The 20,151-nt window shown below is 68.9% G+C and carries 16 protein-coding genes and 4 pseudogenes; 8 read left to right on the forward strand and 12 right to left on the reverse strand.

Annotated features, from left to right (window positions below):
• Nucleotides 1–58: 58 nt before the first annotated feature.
• The 7 genes from ACLQ2U_RS28315 to ACLQ2U_RS28345 form a co-directional block, all read right to left on the reverse strand.
• Complete coding sequence (locus tag ACLQ2U_RS28315; RefSeq protein WP_425753955.1) at nucleotides 59–2,161, reverse strand: PQQ-dependent sugar dehydrogenase; 2,103 nt, start codon at nucleotides 2,159–2,161, stop codon at nucleotides 59–61.
• Between the two features lie 37 nt (nucleotides 2,162–2,198).
• Nucleotides 2,199–3,155: a LamG-like jellyroll fold domain-containing protein gene (locus ACLQ2U_RS28320; protein ID WP_425753956.1), complete on the reverse strand. Its 957-nt coding sequence runs from the start codon at nucleotides 3,153–3,155 to the stop codon at nucleotides 2,199–2,201.
• 102 nt (nucleotides 3,156–3,257) lie between these two features.
• Nucleotides 3,258–4,007: an ABC transporter ATP-binding protein gene (locus tag ACLQ2U_RS28325; protein WP_425753957.1), complete on the reverse strand. Its 750-nt coding sequence runs from the start codon at nucleotides 4,005–4,007 to the stop codon at nucleotides 3,258–3,260.
• Nucleotides 3,997–4,737, reverse strand: a complete 741-nt coding sequence (locus ACLQ2U_RS28330) for an ABC transporter ATP-binding protein (protein ID WP_425753958.1) — start codon at nucleotides 4,735–4,737, stop codon at nucleotides 3,997–3,999. Before ACLQ2U_RS28330 ends, ACLQ2U_RS28325 begins: the two co-directional genes overlap by 11 nt.
• The gene (locus ACLQ2U_RS28335; protein WP_425753959.1) at nucleotides 4,734–5,891 is read right to left on the reverse strand and encodes a branched-chain amino acid ABC transporter permease; all 1,158 of its coding nucleotides are present in this window, start codon (nucleotides 5,889–5,891) and stop codon (nucleotides 4,734–4,736) included. The genes ACLQ2U_RS28330 and ACLQ2U_RS28335 overlap by 4 nt, the downstream gene beginning before the upstream one ends.
• Nucleotides 5,875–6,762 carry a branched-chain amino acid ABC transporter permease gene (locus ACLQ2U_RS28340; protein WP_425753960.1) on the reverse strand — a complete coding sequence of 296 codons (888 nt, stop codon included), beginning with the start codon at nucleotides 6,760–6,762 and terminating at the stop codon, nucleotides 5,875–5,877. Before ACLQ2U_RS28340 ends, ACLQ2U_RS28335 begins: the two co-directional genes overlap by 17 nt.
• Nucleotides 6,763–6,768: 6 nt before the next feature.
• Nucleotides 6,769–7,875, reverse strand: coding sequence for an amino acid ABC transporter substrate-binding protein (locus ACLQ2U_RS28345; RefSeq protein WP_425753961.1), 1,107 nt, complete (start codon nucleotides 7,873–7,875; stop codon nucleotides 6,769–6,771).
• 233 nt (nucleotides 7,876–8,108) lie between these two features.
• Here ACLQ2U_RS28345 and ACLQ2U_RS28350 point away from each other — a divergent pair, with 233 nt between their 5' ends.
• Nucleotides 8,109–9,143 (forward strand): LacI family DNA-binding transcriptional regulator, encoded by a 1,035-nt coding sequence (locus tag ACLQ2U_RS28350; RefSeq protein ID WP_425753962.1) that lies wholly within the window; start codon nucleotides 8,109–8,111, stop codon nucleotides 9,141–9,143.
• 300 nt (nucleotides 9,144–9,443) lie between these two features.
• Nucleotides 9,444–9,533, forward strand: a pseudogene (locus ACLQ2U_RS28355) (transposase); the annotation flags it as partial.
• 11 nt (nucleotides 9,534–9,544) lie between these two features.
• On the opposite strand, the gene ACLQ2U_RS28360 reads toward ACLQ2U_RS28355, so the two are convergent.
• Nucleotides 9,545–10,033, reverse strand: a complete 489-nt coding sequence (locus ACLQ2U_RS28360; protein WP_425753963.1) for a hypothetical protein — start codon at nucleotides 10,031–10,033, stop codon at nucleotides 9,545–9,547.
• A 2,061-nt stretch (nucleotides 10,034–12,094) separates the two neighbouring features.
• Between ACLQ2U_RS28360 and ACLQ2U_RS28365 the strand changes: the two genes are divergently transcribed.
• Complete coding sequence (locus ACLQ2U_RS28365; RefSeq protein ID WP_425753964.1) at nucleotides 12,095–12,457, forward strand: hypothetical protein; 363 nt, start codon at nucleotides 12,095–12,097, stop codon at nucleotides 12,455–12,457.
• A gap of 123 nt (nucleotides 12,458–12,580) precedes the next feature.
• On the opposite strand, the pseudogene ACLQ2U_RS28370 reads toward ACLQ2U_RS28365, so the two are convergent.
• From ACLQ2U_RS28370 to ACLQ2U_RS28380, 3 genes and pseudogenes are all read right to left on the reverse strand, one after another.
• Nucleotides 12,581–12,964 (reverse strand): annotated as a pseudogene (locus ACLQ2U_RS28370) (transposase); the annotation flags it as partial.
• 554 nt (nucleotides 12,965–13,518) lie between these two features.
• Nucleotides 13,519–14,136, reverse strand: a complete 618-nt coding sequence (locus ACLQ2U_RS28375; RefSeq protein WP_425753965.1) for a DUF2625 family protein — start codon at nucleotides 14,134–14,136, stop codon at nucleotides 13,519–13,521.
• Between the two features lie 267 nt (nucleotides 14,137–14,403).
• A pseudogene (locus tag ACLQ2U_RS28380) lies at nucleotides 14,404–14,647 on the reverse strand (transposase); the annotation flags it as partial.
• Nucleotides 14,648–14,881: 234 nt separating this feature from the next.
• On the opposite strand from ACLQ2U_RS28380, the gene ACLQ2U_RS28385 reads away from it, so the two are divergent.
• The 4 genes and pseudogenes from ACLQ2U_RS28385 to ACLQ2U_RS28400 all read left to right on the forward strand — a co-directional run.
• Nucleotides 14,882–16,069, forward strand: a complete 1,188-nt coding sequence (locus ACLQ2U_RS28385; RefSeq protein ID WP_425753993.1) for a macrolide family glycosyltransferase — start codon at nucleotides 14,882–14,884, stop codon at nucleotides 16,067–16,069.
• Nucleotides 16,070–16,072: 3 nt separating this feature from the next.
• Nucleotides 16,073–16,564 (forward strand): hypothetical protein, encoded by a 492-nt coding sequence (locus tag ACLQ2U_RS28390; RefSeq protein ID WP_425753966.1) that lies wholly within the window; start codon nucleotides 16,073–16,075, stop codon nucleotides 16,562–16,564.
• Nucleotides 16,561–17,505, forward strand: a complete 945-nt coding sequence (locus ACLQ2U_RS28395) for a hypothetical protein (protein WP_425753967.1) — start codon at nucleotides 16,561–16,563, stop codon at nucleotides 17,503–17,505. The genes ACLQ2U_RS28390 and ACLQ2U_RS28395 overlap by 4 nt, the downstream gene beginning before the upstream one ends.
• 135 nt (nucleotides 17,506–17,640) lie before the next feature.
• A pseudogene (locus ACLQ2U_RS28400) lies at nucleotides 17,641–18,020 on the forward strand (site-specific integrase); the annotation flags it as partial.
• A gap of 390 nt (nucleotides 18,021–18,410) precedes the next feature.
• Here ACLQ2U_RS28400 and ACLQ2U_RS28405 read toward each other — a convergent pair.
• Nucleotides 18,411–18,884 (reverse strand): hypothetical protein, encoded by a 474-nt coding sequence (locus ACLQ2U_RS28405; protein ID WP_425753968.1) that lies wholly within the window; start codon nucleotides 18,882–18,884, stop codon nucleotides 18,411–18,413.
• A gap of 398 nt (nucleotides 18,885–19,282) precedes the next feature.
• Here ACLQ2U_RS28405 and ACLQ2U_RS28410 point away from each other — a divergent pair, with 398 nt between their 5' ends.
• Nucleotides 19,283–19,906: a poly-gamma-glutamate hydrolase family protein gene (locus tag ACLQ2U_RS28410; protein WP_425753969.1), complete on the forward strand. Its 624-nt coding sequence runs from the start codon at nucleotides 19,283–19,285 to the stop codon at nucleotides 19,904–19,906.
• Nucleotides 19,907–20,151: the final 245 nt, after the last annotated feature.

Consider the following 20,151-nt stretch of genomic DNA (forward strand, 5'->3'; position numbering starts at 1 on the left):
GTGCCGGTGCTCCCGGCGGGGACGGCAGCAGCGTTGCCAGCGTCCCCGCCGGGCCGGTTCAGGCCGGCGTTCCGGTCACCGTCAGGTGACGCAGCCGGCCGATGTTGTCGAACGAGCCGAAGCCGACCCGCCCGGAGCCGAACGTGGTGTCCTTCGCGGTCATCAGCGGGTCCTTGCTGCCGTCGACGTAGACCGCGATCTCGCCGGTGGCCGGCAGGTGCACCACCCGCACCTTGTGCCAGTCGGCGTCGGTGATGGCCGGGTTGGCGCCGCGGGACCGCCCGTTCCACTGGTAGTCGATGCGTTGCCGGTCGGCGTTGTTGACCTTGAAGATGCCGTTGTGCGGGTAGATCGTGTTGTCGGTGGACAGGTGCGCGTAGTAGAACTCCGTGTCCGAGCGCCAGCCGAAGACGATGATCACGTCCCGGTTGCTGACCTCCACCGGCGTGTCCAGCCGCACCCGCGCCTCGATCTCCGCCGACGACCACGCCGGGCCCGCCGTCAGGACGGCGTACTCGAACGGGCGGCGCGGACCCGGCCGGCTGACGCCGGCCTCGGCGAGGATGACCTCGTCCTTGGTGAACTGCCACTTCGACGGGGTCACCGGCGCCCAGTTCTCGGCGCCCGCAGTCTTGTGGAATCGGGTGTCGCCGACCTCGCCGCTGGCGAAGACCCGGGTGTCGATGACCTTCCAGATCTTCCCGTTGGCCTTGGCGATGATGTAGAGCTCGCCCGCGGCGTCGGTGCCGAAGCGCAGGTCCACCCGCTCCGGGTTGCCGGGCGCGCCGGGGCCGGAGAGGTCCTGCATCCGCACCGGGTTGCCCGCCGCGTTGAACAGGGCAAGCCGGTGGATCGGGGCCAGGCCCTCACCCCGACGCATCTCGTTCGCCTCGGTGTAGAGGACGCGACCGTCGACGAGGTCACCGAAGACGTACTTGCCGCGCAGCGCGGGCAGGTCGCGGCCACGGTAGACGAACCCGCCGGCCACCGCGACACCGACGTCCGAGGTGCAGTTCCACCCGGGAGCGGGGTCGTGGTCGTACGCGGCCACGGGGTACGTGTAGCCGTACCGCTCGTCGGCGGCGGGCAGGGGGAAGAGGCGGTTACAGGGGTTCGTGGCCGCCTTGTCGAAGGCGAAGGCCCCCTCCCGCTCACTCCAGCCGAAGTTGTCGCCGGCGCGGACCTCGTAGATCGCCTCGATGGCGTGCTCGCCAATGTGCCCGAGGTACATCCGACCGGTGGCCCGGTCCCAGCTGAAGCGGTGCGGGTCGCGGAAACCCACGGCGTAGACCTCGCCCAGCGCGCCGGCCTGCCCGACGAACGGGTTCGACGGCGGGATGCCGTACTGCCCGTTGGCGGAGTTGGTGCCGCGAGGGTCGATCCGCAGCAGCTTGCCGTGCGGCATGCCCAGGTTCTGCGGGTCGGTGTTGCGGACGCCGAGGCCACCGTCGCCGACGGCGAGGTACAGCAGCCCGTAGTCGCTGTCGTGGCGCTTTGCCGTCGGGTTGAAGTTGATCTCCTGGATGCCGTGGACCTGACCGCCGAAGCCGATGCGCAGGACCTCGCGCCGGGAGCCGGCGAACGTGTCGGCGGCGGGATCGGTCGCCGTCCACTCGGTGATGACGCCGTGGTAGACGGTGCCCGCCTGGGCGTAGTCCGGCACCTTGGCCGTCGCCGACGCCTGTTCGGTGTGGATGGTGTAGAACCGGCCGTTGGTGCCGAACTCCGGGTGAAACGTGACGTACCCGAAGCCCTGACCGAGCCCGCGGCCGGAGAAGAACTGTGGCGCGAACGTCGTGGCCACGTCGAGGTAGACGTGCGGCACGCCGTCCTCGACGAGGTAGAGGTTGCCGTTGAGGTCGGGTACGGCGCGGCGGCCGGAGCCGTCGGGCAGCTCCATGATCGTGTTGATCCGGGCGGTCCGCATGAGCCGCTGGTCGACGGGTGCGGGCTTGGGGAACGACTGGGGGAAGCTGGTGTACTCCTCGAGGACCAGCCCGAGCCGGGACTGGGTCGGCATCTCGGGGACGGGGTCGTAGACCGGGTCGGCGGCCTGGGCGGGCGTCGCAACCAGGGTGGACAGGACGACGGCGGCAGCGGTGAGCCCGGCCGTCAGCATGGATCTACGGATGCTGCCGGTACTGCCATGGGAGATGAGCACGCGTGTCTCCTTCTCGGTGGGACGGTGCCGAGGGTGTTCAGCGAGCCATGTAGCGGTACTGCTTCTCGACGTCGCTCGCCGAGACCACGCTGTCGAGGAACATCAGGCCGTCCATGCGGCAGTCGCACGGGTTCCGCTCCAGGGTGTCCTGCGGGAAGCTCCCGCCGATCTTGATGCCCCGGGGGTCGGAGGCGGTGGTCACGTGCGGGCCGGGCCCCGACACGCGCCACGGGTCGTCGGTGCGGGTGTAGAAGCCGTCCAGCGGCTCGCCGTTGCGGTAGAGCGCCATGGCGCCGGTGCTGAAGTCGTAGGTGGCGGCGAGGTGCACCCACTCCCCCATCGGCAGCAGGGTGCGCCAGTCCTCGCTCGCGGCGAACGTCTGCGAGTTGCCGCCGTCGAGGCGCCGGCCGAGCGCGACCAGTCGCAGCTCCCCGTTGACGTCGATGAGCTCGAGCAGGGCCCGGACGCCGTGGCCGTCGGAGTCGCCGGTCAGCACGCCGGCCAACCCGATCGCGTTGAACCGGTCAGTCGGGTTGGCAGTGGTGGAGTTGAGCGCCGGGCTGTCCATCTCCAGCTTGAACCAGCCCATCACCGTGGTGCCCTCGACGCCGCTGAACGCGCGCAGGGTCCGTACGCCGCTGGCCGACCAGATACCGGCCTTCCAGTCGTCGTTGCCGGCCTCGGCGGGGTTGACCTGCCGGGTCTGCAGCGAGTTGCCGCTGCCCTTGTAGGCGTGGTCGGCCACGCGCATGGCGGCGCCGCCGTTGACGAGTTCGATCTCGGTGCCGGATCGGCCCTGGTCGCGCTCGAGCGCGACGTCGCCCTGCACCGGGTGGTCGAAGTCGTAGTGGGCGACCAGGTGCGATCGCAGGTGGGGGTGGACATCGCGCGGGTGGTCCGGGTCTGCCTGTGCCGGGGGCGCTCCGGCGCCGGCCATGACGCCGGCCGCCAGCAGTGCGGCGGTGGCGACGGCGGCCCGTCTGGCTCTGGTCATCGCGTACACCTCATTTCGCGTCCGAGTAACGCGTAACCGCTTTCGCAAGCGCTTACGTCCTACGCCTGAACTATTTCGTCGTGCCGCTGTATCGAGGGTTTGCTACCGCTTGGGCGAGACCGACGGTTCGGCGGGCCGGCCGCCCAGGTAGAGCTCGCCGAGTTGGGGGTCGGCCAGCAACTGCGCCGCCGGCCCGGAGATGTGCACGCGCCCGAGGTCGAGCACGCACCCGAGGTCGGCGGTCTCGAGCGCCCGTCGGGCGTTCTGCTCCACCAGCAGCACCGCCGTGCCGGCGTCGCGCATCCGCACGACCTGTTCGAACACCGTGCTGGTCGCCTTCGGGTCCAGGCCCATGGACGGCTCGTCGAGCAGCACGACCTTGGGGTGGACCATGAGCGATCGAGCGAACTCCACCTGCTTCTGCTGGCCGCCGGAGAGCAGACCCGCGAGCGAGGTCCAGCGCTGCGCGACCACCGGGAAGACGTCCTTGACGAACGCCATCCGCTCGGCGATGACCGCCTTGTCCTTGAGCGTGTACCCGCCGAGGAGCACGTTCTCCGCCACGGTCATCTCGCGGAAGACGCTGTGGCCCTGCAGGACGTGCGCCACGCCCGAGGCGAGCATCCGCTGCGGGCCCTGGCCGGTCACGTCCACACCCCCGACGAGGATCCGCCCGGAGCGCGGCTTGAGCAGCCCGCTGGCGACCTTCAGGACGGTCGACTTGCCGGCGCCGTTGGGACCGACGAGACAGACGATCGTGCCGGCGGGCACGGAGACGGTGAGGCCACGCAGCACCGGGGCGGCGCGCCCGTACCCGGCCTGGACGTCGACGAGTTCGATTTCAGACGCCAAGGTAAGCCCCCAGCACGCGTTCGTCGGTACGGATGAGCGACGGCGGCCCCTCGGCGATCGGGCGGCCGCGGTCGAACACCACGATGTGGTCGCTGACGCTCATCACCAGGTCCATGTTGTGCTCGACGATCACGAACGTCCTCCCCTCGGCGTTGAGCTCACGGACCAGCGCGCCGATCCGATCCAGCAGCGCCGGGTTGACGCCGCCGGCCGGCTCGTCGAGCAGCACGGTCTCCGGGTCGCTCATCAGCACGCCGGCGAGTTCCAGCAGCTTCTGCTGGCCCCACGACATGTTGCGAGCCTCCACGTCGGCGAGGTGCTCGATGCCGAGGCGGGTGAGCCAACCCCGGGCCCGGTCGACCTGCGCACGGGCGCGCGCCCCGCGCAGCTGGCCGGTCAGGCCGGCGGGGCGGACGGCCGCGAGCAGGTTGTCGAGTGCCGACATCCGGGGGAACACCCGGCAGAGCTGGAAGGTGCGGCCGATGCCGGCGCGGACGATGGCGTGCGGCGCCTTGCGGGTGATGTCCTGCCCCCGGTAGGTCGTCTGCCCGCTGTCCGGCCGGATCATCCCGGTGACACAGTTGAAGAAGGTCGTCTTGCCCGACCCGTTGGGCCCGATCAGCGCGTTGACCTGGCCGTGCCGGAACGTCACGGTGGCGCCGTCGAGCGCCACCACGCCGCCGAACGCCTTGGTCAGGCCCGCGGTCGCCAGGCTGCGTACCTCGCTCATGCCCGCTCCTCGGTGGACTGTGGATGACCACCGGTGGTGGCCGCCGCGGCGTCGACCGGCTCCCGCGCCCCCGCCGCGCCCCCGGCCGCCGCGCGCTCGTCGCGAAGTTGCGCGGCCGTGACCTCGCGGATGGAGCTCTGCGCCGGCCGGAACACCCGGTTGAGCAGCGCGCCGATCGCCGGCAGGACGCCGTCGGGCATGAACAGCACGACGAGGGCGAGCAGCAGGGCGGTAGCGACCAGGTGCAGCGGCGTGTTGCCGAACTCCACCTTGAAGTACTCGAGCGCGATGCCGACCACGAGGGCGCCGACCAGCGGGCCGAAGAGGTGCCGGACGCCGCCGAGCAGCGCCATCAGCACCATGTAGGAGCCGGTCAGGATCGAGAACTGGAAGACCGGGTCGAGGTCGCCGAACCAGAGCGCGTAGAGCCCGCCGGCCAGGGCGGTGAACCCCGCCGAGACCACGAAAGCCACGAGCTTGTACGCGAACGTCGGTGTCCCCAGCGCCTCCGCCTTGTCCTCATCCTCCCGGATCGCCTTGAGCCCGAGGCCGAACCGCGAGCGGTCGATGAGCCACCAGGCCAGCAGCGCGAGCCCGAGCAGGCCGGCGAAGAGGAAGTAGAAGACGCGGTGGTGCTCCGGGCGCAGCAGCCCGGGGAACGGTCGCGGCACGACCAGCCCCCGCGATCCGCCGGTGACCGAGGCCCAGCTCTGGAAGACCAGCAGCAGGATCAGCACCAGCGCGATCGAGACGATGACGAACGAGGCACCGCGCACCCGCAGCGCCGCGAAGCCGATCGGCACGGCCAGCGCGGCCACCAGAAGCGCCGCGACCACCAGGGCCACGAAGCTGGGCAGGCCCGCCTTCGTCACGAGCAGGGCGGTGCCGTAGCCGCCCAGCCCGGCGAGGGCGCCGTGGCCGAGCGAGATGTAGCCGGTGAACCCGCCGACGAAGTTCCACGACGTGGAGAGCACCGCGTAGTTCAGCACGACGATGCCCGCCGACAGGATGTAGGGGTTGGGCGCCAGGGACGGGAACGACAGCAGCACCGCACCCGCGAGCACGAGGACCGCGATCGCCTGGACGATCCGGCCGACTGGTCGCCGCGGCGCCGGGGTCGCCGTCACCGTCGCCGGCTCAGAAGCGCTGGGCAAGGCGACCTCCGAAGAATCCCTGTGGCCGGAACGCCAGCGTCGCGAACAAGGCGAGGTAGAAGATCGTCTGCGCCCAGGTCGTACCCAGCGGGATCTGGAGCAGGCTCTGCATCAGGCCGAGCACCATCGCGGCCATGGCGGCCCCGGGTACGCTGCCGAGACCGCCCACCACGATGATGGCCATCAGCGGGCCGATCCAGTGCCAGTGCAGCGACGGGTAGATGGTGGTGTCGAGGGCCAGCGCGGTGCCGCCGACCGCGGCGGTCGCCAGACCGATCCCGAAGCCGTACCCGGCCACCCGTTCGGTCTCGATGCCGATGAGCCGCGCGGCGTCGCGGTGCTGGATCGTCGCGCGCAGGGCCCAGCCGAAAGTCGTCTTCTTCATCAGCAGGTAGAGGGTCAGCAGCGCGACCGCGGCGAGGCCGAACGCGATCAGCTTGACGACCGCGATGCGGGCCCCGAAGAGGCCGAAGCTCGCCGAGCTGTAGCCGAGCTGGATGCGCCGCTGGGTGCCGGTGAACGCGTAGGCCAGCAACCCCTCGATGCCGACCGCGATCGCGAACGTCAGCAGCACCGACATCATCGTGAGGGTCACCGGGCGCAGCCGGGCCAGGAGCAGCCGTTGCAGCACCACACCGCAGCCGAAGAACAGTGGCACCGTGACGATCATCGACAGCAGCGGGTCGACGCCCAGCCGGGAGTGGAACCACCAGGCGAGATAGGCGGCGAGGATGAGGAACGCCGAGTGGGCGATCATCACGACCCGCATGATGCCGAAGTAGAGGGTCAGGCCGGCCGCCAGGAGGGCGTAGAGCCCTCCCAGCAGCAGACCCAGGATGACGCTCTGGAAGAGCAGCGCACCGGATGGCATCGCTACCTACCAGGCCGGCTTCGGGAAGACCAGGTCGGCCTCCTTGGCGTCGGCGGGCAGCACGATCTGGATCTCACCGCCCACCCACTGCTGGATCATGTGGGCGCCCTTCGGCTTGCCCGTCTCGTCCCAGGACAGCGGGCCGACGACGGTCTCCACCGTGTTCTTGCGGACCCAGTCGACCAGCTTCTGCTGGCACTCGCCCTGCTCGGCACAGCCCACCGCGCTGACCGCCGCGGCGACGACCTGGCCGGTCGTGTACGCGTTGGCCTCGTCCTCCTCGGGCGGCGAGCCGACATGCGCCGTGTACTTCTCGACGAACTCCTTGTTGCTGGGGTAAGGCGCCTTCTGCGTGTAGCCGGTCGGCGCGATGATCCCCTCGGTCTTGTTGCCGATGGCCGCGGCGAACTCCGGGTTCGTCGGCGCCGTGGAGAACGCGGCGAGCTTCGGCTGGTACTTGAGCTGCTGGAGGGCGACGATCAGGTTCACGCCGTCCTGGTACTGCGAGCCGCCCACCAGGAGGTCTGCCTTCGAGGCCGCGATCTTCGCGGCGATGCTGCCGAAGTCGGTGGTGTTCGGCGGGTAGACCTCGTCGACGACCGTGCGGATGCCGGCCGCCTCCAGCTTCTCCTTGAGCCCGTACGCCGTGCCCTGCGCGAACGGGTCGTCCATGGCCGCGTACGCCGCCGTCTTCGGCCGCTGGTCCGCCGGCAACGCCAGCAGGTACTCGGCCAGGTGGTTGTAGTGGTCGTTCGCCACAGCGGGAGCGGCGTAGAACAGGTTCTTGAAGCCCTGCTCGAAGACCTGCTTCGCCGCGCCCGCGGGCTCGACGAAGAGCATGCCGTACTCCTCGGCGACGCGGGCCGCCGGCACGACGAGGCGGGTCGAGAACGGACCCACCACCAGGTCGACCTGGTCCTTGCCGATGAGCTGCTCATAGTCGGCGACCACACGGTCCGCGTTGGACTGGTCGTCGAGAATCTTCAGCTCGACCTTCCGGCCTAGCAGGCCGCCCTTGTCGTTGGTGATCTTGGCCCAGGCCTCGTATCCGCGCTGGACACCCTTGCCCGGTTCGGAGAAGTCTCCGGTCAGCGGGAGGGAGATCCCGATCACAATCGGGTCATCGCTGGCGGCCGATCCGCCGCCGTCACCACTGCAGGCACCCAGCGCAAGCGTCATCGTCGCGCCGAGGGCTGTCATCCACTGCATTCGCCTGAAACGGGTTGTCATCCCGTGACGCTCCTTTGTCGGAACGGAAGCGCTTACGAAAGCGCTTACGTACTCTAAGCTGTGCCCAACGTCACTGGCAATAGCCAGATGACATCGATGTTTCCGGGGAGTTGAGGATGCCCAAGCCTGGCCAGAGGCTGCGCCTCGTCGACGTGGCGGAACGCGCCGGCGTCTCGCTGGCGACCGCCTCCCGCGCCCTCGCCGGCCGCGACGGCGTCAGCGAAGAGGTGGCCCGGCGCGTCCGGCAGGTGTCGCAGGAACTCGGGTACGTCGCCAACCCGTACGCCCGCACTCTCGCCGGCGGCCCCAGCTCCACCGTCGGGCTGATCGTCCACCAGGTCGACGACCCCTACTTCTCGGAGATCGCCGGCGGTGTCATCCAGGTCGCCGCCGAGGAGGGGCTCCTCGTGCAGATCTGCCACTCCGGCCGCGACCCCGACCACGAGCTGCGCCAGCTCCGGAACCTCATCGCGCAGCGGGTCGGGATAATCCTGATCGCCGGGTCGGGGTACAACGACCCGCGCGTGGAGGCCGAGGCGCGGGCTGAGCTGTCGGCGTTCCAGAGCCAGGGCGGCCGGGTAGCCGCCATCGGGCGGCACGCGCTCGGCGTCGACGCGGTCCTGCCCGACAACGAGGCCGGCGGCCGGGCGCTCGCCGAGCACCTGTTGGAGCTCGGGCACCGGCACATCGCGGTCGCCGCGGGCACCGCCGGTCTCACCACGGTCGCCGACCGGCTCGCCGGCGTGTCGTCGGCCCTGCAGCAGCGCGGGCTCTCCCTCGACAGCCTCCCCGTCGTCCACTGCGACTTCACCCGCGACGGCGGTCGGGTGGCGGCCGAGCAGATCCTGCGCGACCATCCGAAGACCACCGCGATCGTCGCGCTCAACGACGCGATGGCGATCGGGGTGCTGTCGACGCTGCGCGCGCACCACATCCCGGTGCCCGAGCGGATGTCGATCGTCGGCTTCGACGACGTGTCCGTGGCCGCCGACCTCGCGCCCAGCCTCACGACCATACGACTGCCGATGACCGACATGGGTCGCATGGCGCTCACTCTCGCGCTCAAGCCCCGGTCGACGCGTCCCCGGCGCCGTTCGACCGGGCACGCGCTGGTGGTACGCGACTCGACCGGCCCCGTCCCGCGGCAGTGAACCGCGGCGCGGTGTGCACGTCGGCGTTGCTCGGCGGATCGGGCTTGCCCCCCACCCCTTCAGCCAGGACCATCCCGCCGCCGTGAGGGTTTGTGTCGGTGGGGCGATCGATACCGTAACCCCACATGCGGATCCGAACGAACCCGAGATCATCTTCGGTGTGTAGCGATGGGGCGCATAGCTTGATCTTTAACCTGTGCGTCGCGGGCCGCAGCCATGCTGGCGTCATCCGGATCACCGACCACCACACCTGAACCGTGGCCCAACCACGAGCGTCGACAGGTCGTCTGCCGAAGTCGACGACGGCAGTTGATCGACGGAATCTGGTGGTGGACCAGGGTAGGTTCGCCGTGGCGGGACGTGCCCGCCCCGTATGGGCCGTGGCAGACATGCCGCCGGCCTTAGCGCGCGGCGCCGCCCGGTCGATCTGGGCCGGTCCCGGAGCGCCGGTGACCGACGCGTGGAGCCCTTATCACCGGGGAGTTGCCAGACGCCGGGCGGAAATCCCGCGCCGCGCCGGCCACCATATCGTCGGGATCGCGGCCGAGGGCCCGCCGGATGTGCGGCGGGATGACCTCGGATGTTGCCATCGCCAGTCGGACCTGCACCGAACGGTCGTCAACCAGGCGTTCCAGATCCGCCTCGTCCAGCTCGACCGCGCGGACCAGCGCGGCACGGACGTCGACCACGGGGTCCTGGGCAAGCGCCCTGCGCTGCTCGGCGGTGGTCCGCGGGTTGCGGGCGACCCCCTTGCGTACGCGTACGGTGCGATCGGCCATCAGGGCGGTGATCACGTCGGGGTCGTGGGTGTGGGTGGCGAGTCGTTCCCGTACCTCGGGTGAGACGTCGTCGATCAGCCTGGCGGCCAGATCGGGCTCCAACTCCCGCATCTCCGCGAGGAGACCACGAAGCTCCTTGTCGGGTGCCTCTGACATCACCCGGCGAACCGACTCGTCGCAAGCCGGGTTGCCAGCGACCGCCCAGCGGACCCACCGGTCGGCGTCTTTGACGAGACGCAAGAGATTGGCGACCGAGGCCGAAGGGTTTCTCGCCACAGCCTCCCGGACCTCACGATCATGGTCCCGGGTCAGCGGTCGCAGTGCCTGGGCGGGTGCGTCGGTCCGGGCCGCGACCGCCTTACGGACCACGGCCGAAGGGTCGGACGCCAAGTCGAAGAGGGTCATCTGTGGCGTTGCGGGGTCCCGCGCGAGGGCGAGCCGCGCGTCGGCGCTGCCACCGGTCGCACGGTGAGCGGTGGTACCTGACCCGCTGTGACGGTCGGGCCCGCCGACGTCCTGCTGCTTCCCCATGGGCGCAATCATGTCACGGGCTGACTGGGGCAGCTCGAGCCTGACCAGCGCGTTGACGATGGTCGAAGCGTTACGGCACCAAGCGCACAAACGCCTTGACCAACTCAATCAAGAAAAGAGCGTCTCCACAGGCTCTGACCTGCGGAAACCCTCTCGCTGTCGGAACGGCCGGATTCGAACCGACGACCCCTTGACCCCAAGGCAACCAAGTCGGGGCGTTGACCTGGGGCAAGCGCCGCCTTCACCTGCGGAGGCGATCCCCCACTGTCCACCGTTGTCCGTCCGCGTACACCCCGATCGTCACTCAATTGGTCACCCAGCCTCGTTCCAGCCCCCCAGAGCACCGCGTCGCGGTCTTGACTTAAAGTCCACTTCAACGCTCAGGGTTCTCCCACATGAGATGGTTCAGCAGGACCGGAGGCAAGCGCCAGGGGTCGCGTCGCGCTCATCGTCTCCGCCGGGACTGGATGCGGGGCGCACTCACTATCGCGGCATCAGACACGAACAGAGGGCCGTTGTCGTGTCTATTGCTGAGCGGCTCGATCCTCCAAGCCGACGCGACAGCGCGCCAACATGAGTCACCTGTCGACGGAGGTGCACAATATAGGCGCCACGCCGGCAGGAGCATGGTAGAGCCGGGCTTGACCCCTCGTTTGTAAGTTCTGGGCGCTCCGTCCGGTGGTGTCCATCCCTGTTGCTGAGGTCTGGTCATCGTCGCGTTGGCCGCTTCCGTCCGGCTCCGTTGCTGTCACGGTTGCTGTCGAGAGCTACGACCCGCCGCAACTCGCTTACGCCGCTCCATCCGCCACCCGACGAAGCCGTAGGCCAAGAGGGGAAACGCGACCAGGAGGAGGCCGCCGCCGACCGCAACGAGCCACAGCATGGTCCGATCCCAAGCCGCCCTGTCGGCGACTGGATCGTCCAATGGCGGTTGGGGCTCCAGGAAGACGGGGGCGCAGCACCCCGCCAGAGTCGCCGAGACGAGCGCCAGGGCGCCGGCCGTCAGGGCGAGGCGCGGTCGAGACATCACCTTATGCTCGCAGAATCCGGCGTACAGGTCGACCCGTCCGTCGCCAACCAGGCCAGCCGCTGTCACAGCGGCTGGCCTGCTGTTTCTCCGGGCGCTGCCGGTCGCCATCGGTCATGTTATTCAGAGCAGCACGTTCAACTGCCCCAAGGGTCCACCGCCGTCCACGGACGTCCGTGCTCACCCTGCGTCTCGGGCTGCCATGGTTGGTCGCTGGTTGACGACGCTTCACGGTGTCTTGTGCCCCCTGTGTGCCCCACACCGCCGGGCCGTCTCCCGACGTTATGGATCGAGGTTGGTTCACCTACTGTCGGCTGGTGGAACTCGGGACCTTCGCCGGCTTCGGCCTGCTGATCTGTGCGGGACTTAGCTGCCTCTTCCTCATTGCCGTCGTAGAGCTCCTCGCGGCCTGGTGGAAGCCCAAGGGCTGACGGTGCCTAACCTCAGCTTGGGAATCGTGTTGATCCGCACCCTGGGTAGCTGTCCGGGCTGACAGAGAAGCACCGAACGTCCAGATTTCGGCGGTCGGCTGCACGGTGTTGGCTGGTGTTGACCGCCGCAACGGGCACGGACCGGGCATGCCCCGGCGACCTCGGTTCCTGGATCATTGAGGCATGACTCTTCCGCTGCTTCGCGTCACGATGGAGTCCGGCGAGACCTGGGACGACCCCTCAGAGGATCTGCTGTTCGAGCTGCTGTCGGACATGGAGCGCGGCGAGGAACAGTTCCTCGTCGTGGATCGTCTCGCCGACGCCACCGGGCAGACGTTCGCACAGGTTGCCCGCACCCATGCTGGTGAATACCAGGTCGAGTACCGCGAGGGTGGCGCGGACCATCATTTTCAGGCATTCAGCGAGGACAAGCGGCTCGTCCACTCCGTGATCACGTGTTGGGCCTTCGATCTGCCTGGCTGGCGGGACACGCTACCTTGGGCGCCCCTACAACAAGCCGGCCAAATCTCGAAGCCCAAACGTTGATCTCTTCCGTGTGATGGAACGATCGCTACTCGATGAGCTGGGCGAGTAGCGGACCTGAGCTGCCCAGGCGGTCCGCCAAAGTCGGGCCTGTCGAGATTTCTGTGTAAGTTGATCTATGGGTTGTCAGGTCAGGTAGGGGCCGAGGCGGTCGGGGTAGGCCACGGCGAGGGCGCCGAGGGCTTGGCGCCAGCCTTGGACGGCGGCGCCATCGACGAGGCGGGCGGGGGCGCGGCGTTGGTCGGCGGGTAGGCCTTTCTCCTTGGCCCGGTCGCGGGCGCGTCTGTCTTCGATGTCGCGGATGGCCAGCCAGAGCAGCTTGATCACGGCGTCGTCGGTCGGGAAGTGTCCCCGGTTTTTGATGATTTTGCGGAGTTGGAAGTTCAGCGGCTCGATCGCGTTGGTCGTGTAGATGATCTTGCGGAGTTCGGGTGGGAAGGCTGGGAACGGCACGAACCGTTGCCAGGCGTTGGTCCACGTCGCGACCGCGGCCGGGTAGCGGCGGCCGAGTCGCCACCGGACCCGTCCAGGCCGGCGCCCCGATCGAGGTCGAGCGCCTCGTCAACGCCACCGGTCTGATCAGCCTCGCCGGCCGGCAACACCCCGTCGGCTACCAATTCGCCGGACAACGGGTCACCGTCCGCCTCGACCGCGGCCTCATGCAGATCACCGCCGACGGCGTCCTGCTGCGCAGCCCTCCCAACCCCCTGACACCGGCTGAGATCGCCCGCATCCGTGGCGCCCGCCCCGCCGGACCACCACCCACCCCGGTGCCCGAACCGGCGCGGGTCGAACGTCGCGTCAGCAGCCGAGGAGCCCTCGTCATCGCCGGTCAACGCATCCACGTCGGCATCGCCCACGCCGGAGCAACCCTCACCGTCGAAGCCGTCGGGAGCACCTTCCGCATCCACGACGGCGACCAGCTCCTCACCGAGGTCGCTCGCACCACCACCAAGGACATCGCGCGGTTCGAAGTCCGTAAACCCGAGCCTCCCCGAAGGGCGCAACGACGACAGCGTGTCCGGGCGGTCGACCGCCTGAGGACCGGAGAGGCAGCAGACCTTCTAGAGGAAGCCGAGCTGACGCGCCGCATCCTGATGAACCGAAACGAGCTCAGCAAGCCGGATCGGCTTCCGGGACACCGCCGAGAGATTCTTGGCCTCCCTGGTCCACGGCGGTGGCAATGCGCTGATCCCCTGATCGAGGGCAACGCTGGCCACCTCGGCTTCCCACCCCGGCCAGCGCAACGCCTCATAAAACTGAGTCACTGCACCAGCGAGCATCGCCTCCAGCCAGTCGCCATACCCAAGCTCAAGATCCTGCCAAGCCAGGTCCTCCGGGCCGAAATAATGCACCGTCGGCCTCGCGCCCGACTGAGCTGGCAACCAGGCAAACTGTCCGCCCATCACGTCGAAGGCGACGACTAGACGACCGGCCTTGGGATCCATCTCGGCAGCCACATCCGGCAGCCCCTCGTGCCCACCGCCGAGCACCCGAAGCCAACCGCGGTCGATCACCAGCCCGCCACTGTTGGCGACCACCGCACCCAGCCACGACCTGGTCGTGATCCCCAGGGCTGTCAGGCAGGCTCCCGCCCGATCAGGGTCGGCCGGCAGCACCTCCACCGGATACGGAGCTGCTGCCACCACCGCCGAAATCTCGGACCACGCAGACTGTTCCACCCCCTCAGCCTCCCAGGGGCGGCGGGCAGCAGTGGGATGGTGTGTCAGGCGGCGGGGGTTCGCGCCGTAGGCGAGCTTGAAACGCCGCGACCGCGGCGGGCGTGGTCACGGTCTTCGGCGTTCCAGATCTCGGCCAGGGCCTTCTTCGCTCCCGGGTGGGCGGACTTCGGCAGCGCCGACAACACGTTGCCGATCTTGTGGAACCAGCAGCGCTGCGCGGATGCGTCCCCACCAACCGGCAGGGAAGGCAGAGAACCAGCAGGAAGCGGGGTCGCCGAGCCGCTCGGCCACCAGGGTTCGCAGGTCGTCGCGGACCGCGTCGGCGTCCCACACCGCCCGATACAGCAGACGTTGCATCGCGTCCGGGCGGGCATGTCCGGCCTGTTCGGCGAGCTGCCAGCACGTCTTGACCTCAAGATCGGCGAGCAGGCCGGTCACGAACCCGGTCGCGGTCGCGGCGCGGCTCGACCCGCCCGAACCTGCCCGCGAACGAGGCGAGTACCGGGTCCACGACGCGCTGCCATCCGGCAACGTCTACGCTGTGACCAGCGGCTACCGCAACATTCGACTGTTTGTCCACAACATACAGGCCATCATGCGGTGGCCGCGCTGCGCTTGCCGAAAACGGACGCGATTCTGCGTCGGGGCGAGAAAGGCGGATCATGATCGCTACATGTTGCCGGGCACTGACTCCTTCCCTGTCCGGGGTCGGCCGATGAGCGCAGTCGCATTCCTCAACATCGCCATGCACGGGCACGTCAACCCGACGCTGCCGGTCGTGGCCGAGCTTGTTCGTCGTGGCCACTCCGTCACCTACCACACGTCGCCCGCCTACACCGAGGAGATCGCGGCCACCGGCGCGCGAGTGCTCCTCTACCCCGGGGATGACCAACCGCTCGCCGGCACGCCGGTCACGCTGATGGAGCAGCTTGCGCGCACCGCCGTACGCGTGCTGCCCGCTGTCCTCACCGATCTGCGCGGCGCCCGGCCCGATCTGATCGTGCACGACTCCCTCTGCCCGTGGGGGCCGGTGGCCGCCCGGGAACTCGACGTGCCGGCAGCGTCGTCGTTCACCACGTTCGCGTTCAACCGGCACCTGCCCAGCCCCACCCACGGCTCCTGGGAGCTGCTCGCCGCGGCGGCGGCCCGGCCCCGCCACGCCGGGGGGTACCTGAGGTCGCGCTGGGAGCTGCGCCGCCGGTACGACACGCGTGCGGTGCCCCTGATCGACCTGGCGAACATCCGTCAGCCGCTCAACCTGGTCTACACCTCGCGGGCGTTCCACCCCGAGGCCGACAGTTTCGACCAGTCCTACCGGTTCGTCGGACCGAGCATCGGTGCCCGCCCAGCCGACTCGTCGTTCCCGGTCGATCGGCTGCGGGACCCGGTGCTGTACGCCTCAATGGGCACGTTGTTCGACGTCGGCCCGCGGCTGCTGCGCAGCTTCGCCGGCGCGCTCGCCCCGCTGGGTGGCACCGTGATCGTCTCCACCGGACACACCGATCCCGCCGCGCTCGGTCCGCTGCCGGCCAACGTGATCGCCCACCGCTCCGTACCGCAGCCGGAGGTGCTGGCCCGCGCAGCGCTGTTCATCACCCACGGCGGGGTGAACAGCGTCAACGAGGCCCTGTACGCCGGCGTCCCGATGCTGGTGGTCCCGCAGGGCGCTGACCAGCCGTTGGTGGCTGCCCGCATCGTCGAACTCGGTGCCGGCCTCTCGATCCGCACCGAGGACGTCAACGTGGAGGCCGTGCGCGCCCTCGCCCAGCGCCTGCTCGACGAGCCCCGATTCCAGGCCGCCGCGAGCACCCTGCAGGTCGCCCAGCGTGAGGCAGGCGGCTATTCGCGCGCCGCCGACGAACTCGAGCGCTATGTGCAGCAGACCGGCCCCGTCACTCAGCCGGGCTCTGCCGGTCTGCCACCGCAGGGCTGACCGATGTCCCCCGCCGTCGTCATCCTGCTGCTGTTCGCCGGGCTGTCCGAGGCCGCCGGGCGTCTCCTGCCCGTGGTGGCACGCCTGTCCGGCGTGTCGCACACCAGGGTGGTCGGGTTGATGCTGGCCGGCGCCGTGGTCGAGGGCGCGGTATTCGCGCTCTGGCCGCTGTCCGCGTGGACCCTTGCCGAGCTGGTGCTGCCCACCTCACCGTCCGACGAGGCCGCGCTGGTCTGGACACCAGGCCTGGCCGCCCCGCTGCTGCTTGCCGCAGTCCTCGCGTTCCCGCTGCTCGGGCCGGTGCTGCACTTTGTGCTCATGGTGGGAGTGGGGGCCGGCCTCGCCGCTGCGCTCGCCACGGGGGCCGGGCTCGGCTGGTGGCCTGCCGCCGGCTGCGTAGCCGTCGCGGGAGTCGGGCTTGGCGTCGCCGTCGAGGGCGTCCGCCGCCTGGTCGCGAGGCTCAACAAGCCAAGAGCACCGGAGCCACTCACATGATCCAGCTTGCGCTCCTGCTGCTGCTCGGCGGGCTCGGACTGGTCCTGATCGCCGAAGCTCTGCTCGCCCGCTACGAGGTGCTGGTCTATGCCGCAGGCTGGCGGACTCCCACCATCGCGCTCCCCACGGGCATGCCCCACGCCCGGGGCGCGGACCCGGACCGCCCTCCGGACGCCTACCTGGTCTATCTGGACGGCATCGGGAAACGCCGCTTCCACGACACCCGTGACGGCGGCCGACTGGTCAAGTCCCTGATCGACGGAGCGCCGGAGCTCAGGGTGCTGGGCCAGGTGCAGCCCTACTCTCCGCTGGCCGTTCCGCTCGCCGACCGGCCGGTGTGGACATGGCTGCGCCGCCACATCGGGCTGGTGCTGTTCCTGCACAACGTGATGCAGATCTTCGTCGCCGCCGACCACCGGTACCGTCCCCTGTACAACCGCGCCGTCGGCTCGCAGATCGCCACTCAGCTCCGGCTCGCCGGTTACCGGCGTGACAGCGGTATCCCCGTGGTACTGCTCAGTTACAGCGGCGGCGCCCAGGTCGCCACCGGCGCGGTGGACGAACTGTGGTCCCAGCTGCGCTCCCCGCTCTGGCTGATCGCTCTCGGCGGGTTCCACAACGGCGCCAACGACATCACCCACGCCCAGCACCTCTACTGGCTCACCAGTGCCGGCGACCAGATTGAGCGAGTCGGCACCTGGATCTTCCCGCAGCGGTGGCGGCTGTTCCGCCGGAGCGGATGGAACCGGGCCGACCGCGAAGGGAAGATCACCGTGCACCGGCTCGACCCGGCCACCCACGTCGGTCCGGGCAGCTACATCAGCCCGGAGGCCCGGCTACCCGATGGCCGCAGTCACCTCGACCGGACCGCCGACACCGTGATCGCGCTGATCCGGGATCGCCTCAGCGCGACTCCGGAAACCGACGGCCCGCTGCCATGAACGGCTTGACCGTCGCGCACAGCACGGACCGGTCGTCGCCGTGCTGTGCGCCGGGAGGATGGATGCCGGGGATCAGGTTGCCCTCCTGCCCAACGCTAACGCACCCCTGACCGAACGAGGCAGGTTGCGCCTGGCCCCTTGCCCCTGCCCGGCATCTGCGTCGGCGTGCTTCGGCACCGACGGCTTCGGCAGGAAGCCGCCGCCACGGCGGCCGGCGAGCGATGGCACACCACCGACATGGTTTTCACCACCCGCTACGGTCTGCCGGTCGAGCCGCGCAACTTCTCGCGTTCCTGGATGCCGGCTGCCTGCGGGCTGGGGTCAAGAAGATCACCGTGCATGACGCCCGCCGTACCTGTGCATCCCTGCTCGTGGACCTCGACGTGCATCCCCGGATCGCGCTGGCGATTCCTCGGCACGCCGATTTCTCGATCACGATGGAGGTCTACAGCCAGGCGTCACCCAAGGCGACCCGCGACGCCCTCCGACGGTTGGGTGAAAGCCTCGACGGATGAGCGCTGCTGTACTTTGCTGCTGTACGGGCACGAAAAAGGCCATCTCCGGAGTCCCTGAGATGGCCTTTGACATGCTGTTTAGTGCTGGCGGGACGGCCGGATTCGAACCGACGACCCCTTGACCTCCAGCTCGTGGCGGGGCGGGCGCATACAGTCCCGTGCGACGTCAGACGGTCGATGTGGGGTCCGTCGCATTCCTCGCCATCCCCGATACTCCTCTGGAAGTCAAGCCCCGCCGGCCGCCGTCTCGTCGACCCTTAATCCTTCGTCCCAAAGGAACGACCGGCCGTCGCTGAGCTGAGCGAGCAGTAGGGCTTAGCTGCCGAAACGGTCCACCATCGTCCATGGCCGTCCAGCATGGCTCGCACCCGTCGTCACTCAGATAGTCACTCAGCTGTTACTCGGGCTGTTTATCCCTTGTTTGGCGAAGGACGCTGCGACCTCGTCGAAGACCCTGGCGGCAAGCTCCGACTGGGCGACGGCATCTGACAGCGGCAGATCAAGTTGAGGGTCGAATCCGGGTAGCCCTGTCACCTCCTCGACGGCTTCGCCAAGCTGGTAGATCGACTTGACGATCGCCTTTGCACCCTCAGCGCGGTACCAGTAGGGCACCGTGATCCCAGCCTCTCGCGAGTAGTAGCTCAGTTGGATGCCAGTCGACTCGTGGGTGAGCTCGTAGTTGTAGGCACCCTCGAACACGGACACCTCACCGAGCACGTGTCGAGCCGCCGCCAGGAGGCGCGCCCAGACTTCGCCGCTTGGGAGGTCGTCGTCATCCTCCTCTGCGGCCTCCTCCGCAGCCTCCAGCGCTTCCTCCCAGGACTGGTCATCGGATCGGGGTACGAAGATCAAGTCGTAACTCATGGCGGTGGACCGTACAGCCTCCTTGCCCCTGTTGGGACCCCCAGACGGTCAGCTTGGGAATCGGATTGATCACGCTGGCTACTTGCGTGGCTACTCGGCTGGCACGCACCGGTTCTACGACCATCGCCAAGCGCTCTCGCTCGAAGGCAACGGACGATGCCAGCTTGGGCGGGAGCGTGCCGACGACGGTTAACCGGTCCGCACCCATGTCACGCGGGCCATCGCGAGCGCGCTCGGACGAATGGGGGCGTGTCGAGGCCTGACTGGTTGGCCTCCGATTAGGCTGCGAACTGTGAGCGGACAGTTGAGAGCGCCACGGTCGGCAGCTCCGGCCCGACGCTAATCGGATCGGGCGGCAGTGTCGCGACGTCGGCCGGCATCTTGAACGGGAGGTAGTGGTGGGCGACCGGTACGACACCTACGCCGAGCTGGCCGCCGTCGAAGAGGAGGGCGTTGACTACAGCCGGACGGTGCTCAACGTGCCGACGACGTCGTGGGCAGCCATCGCAATCCACGGTGGCGGCATTGAAGCGGGCAGCGGAGAGTTGGCGCTGGCCGTAGGCGACGGACTCATGGACACCTACGTGTTCGCCGGCATCAAATCCCACCACAACTCCGATCTGCACATCACCTCCATCGATTTCGACGAGCCGCAATGCCTAGCCATGGTAGGAGGAGCGGACAGAACCATTTCCTTCCACGGCTACACCGGCCCGACCGGCGAAGCCGAAACCGCCCTTGGCGGAATGGACAGCGACCTTGAACGAAAAATCTCGACCGCGCTGACCAACAGCGGGTTCAGGCTCACGTCCGGTTCGATGGAGATATCCGGAACCGACCCCCGCAACATCTGCAACAAAAACCGGCGAGGCGTCGGGGTGCAGCTAGAGCTATCTCATGCCCTACGCAAGTCGTTCTTCCCCAAGGGGGATTTATCCCGAGCGATGAGAGAGTCGGGGCAACGGACGCAGCGCTTCTACGACTACGTCGAGGCCATCAGATCGGTGGTTGGAACACCCTAGCCCGACGTGCGGCAACACTCCTCGACCCGCCATCCCGATGCTCACTCCTATGGACCGTCAAGCCAGCACTCGGCCCCGGGCAACGAACATGCCCCCCCCCGCCTGCCCTGATCCCGGTAGCTCACTGGCGCTCGCGTCCGTCGTCATCCACCGATGTCCGGCCGCGGGCAACCCGATCGTCACCCAGTTGGTCATCCAGCACTCGCAGGCCCTGGTCCCCCACGAGCTCTGGGTACCGTCAGTTT

Origin of the sequence: Micromonospora sp. DT47, from assembly GCF_049844475.1 — a bacterium.
Taxonomy (GTDB): domain Bacteria; phylum Actinomycetota; class Actinomycetes; order Mycobacteriales; family Micromonosporaceae; genus Micromonospora.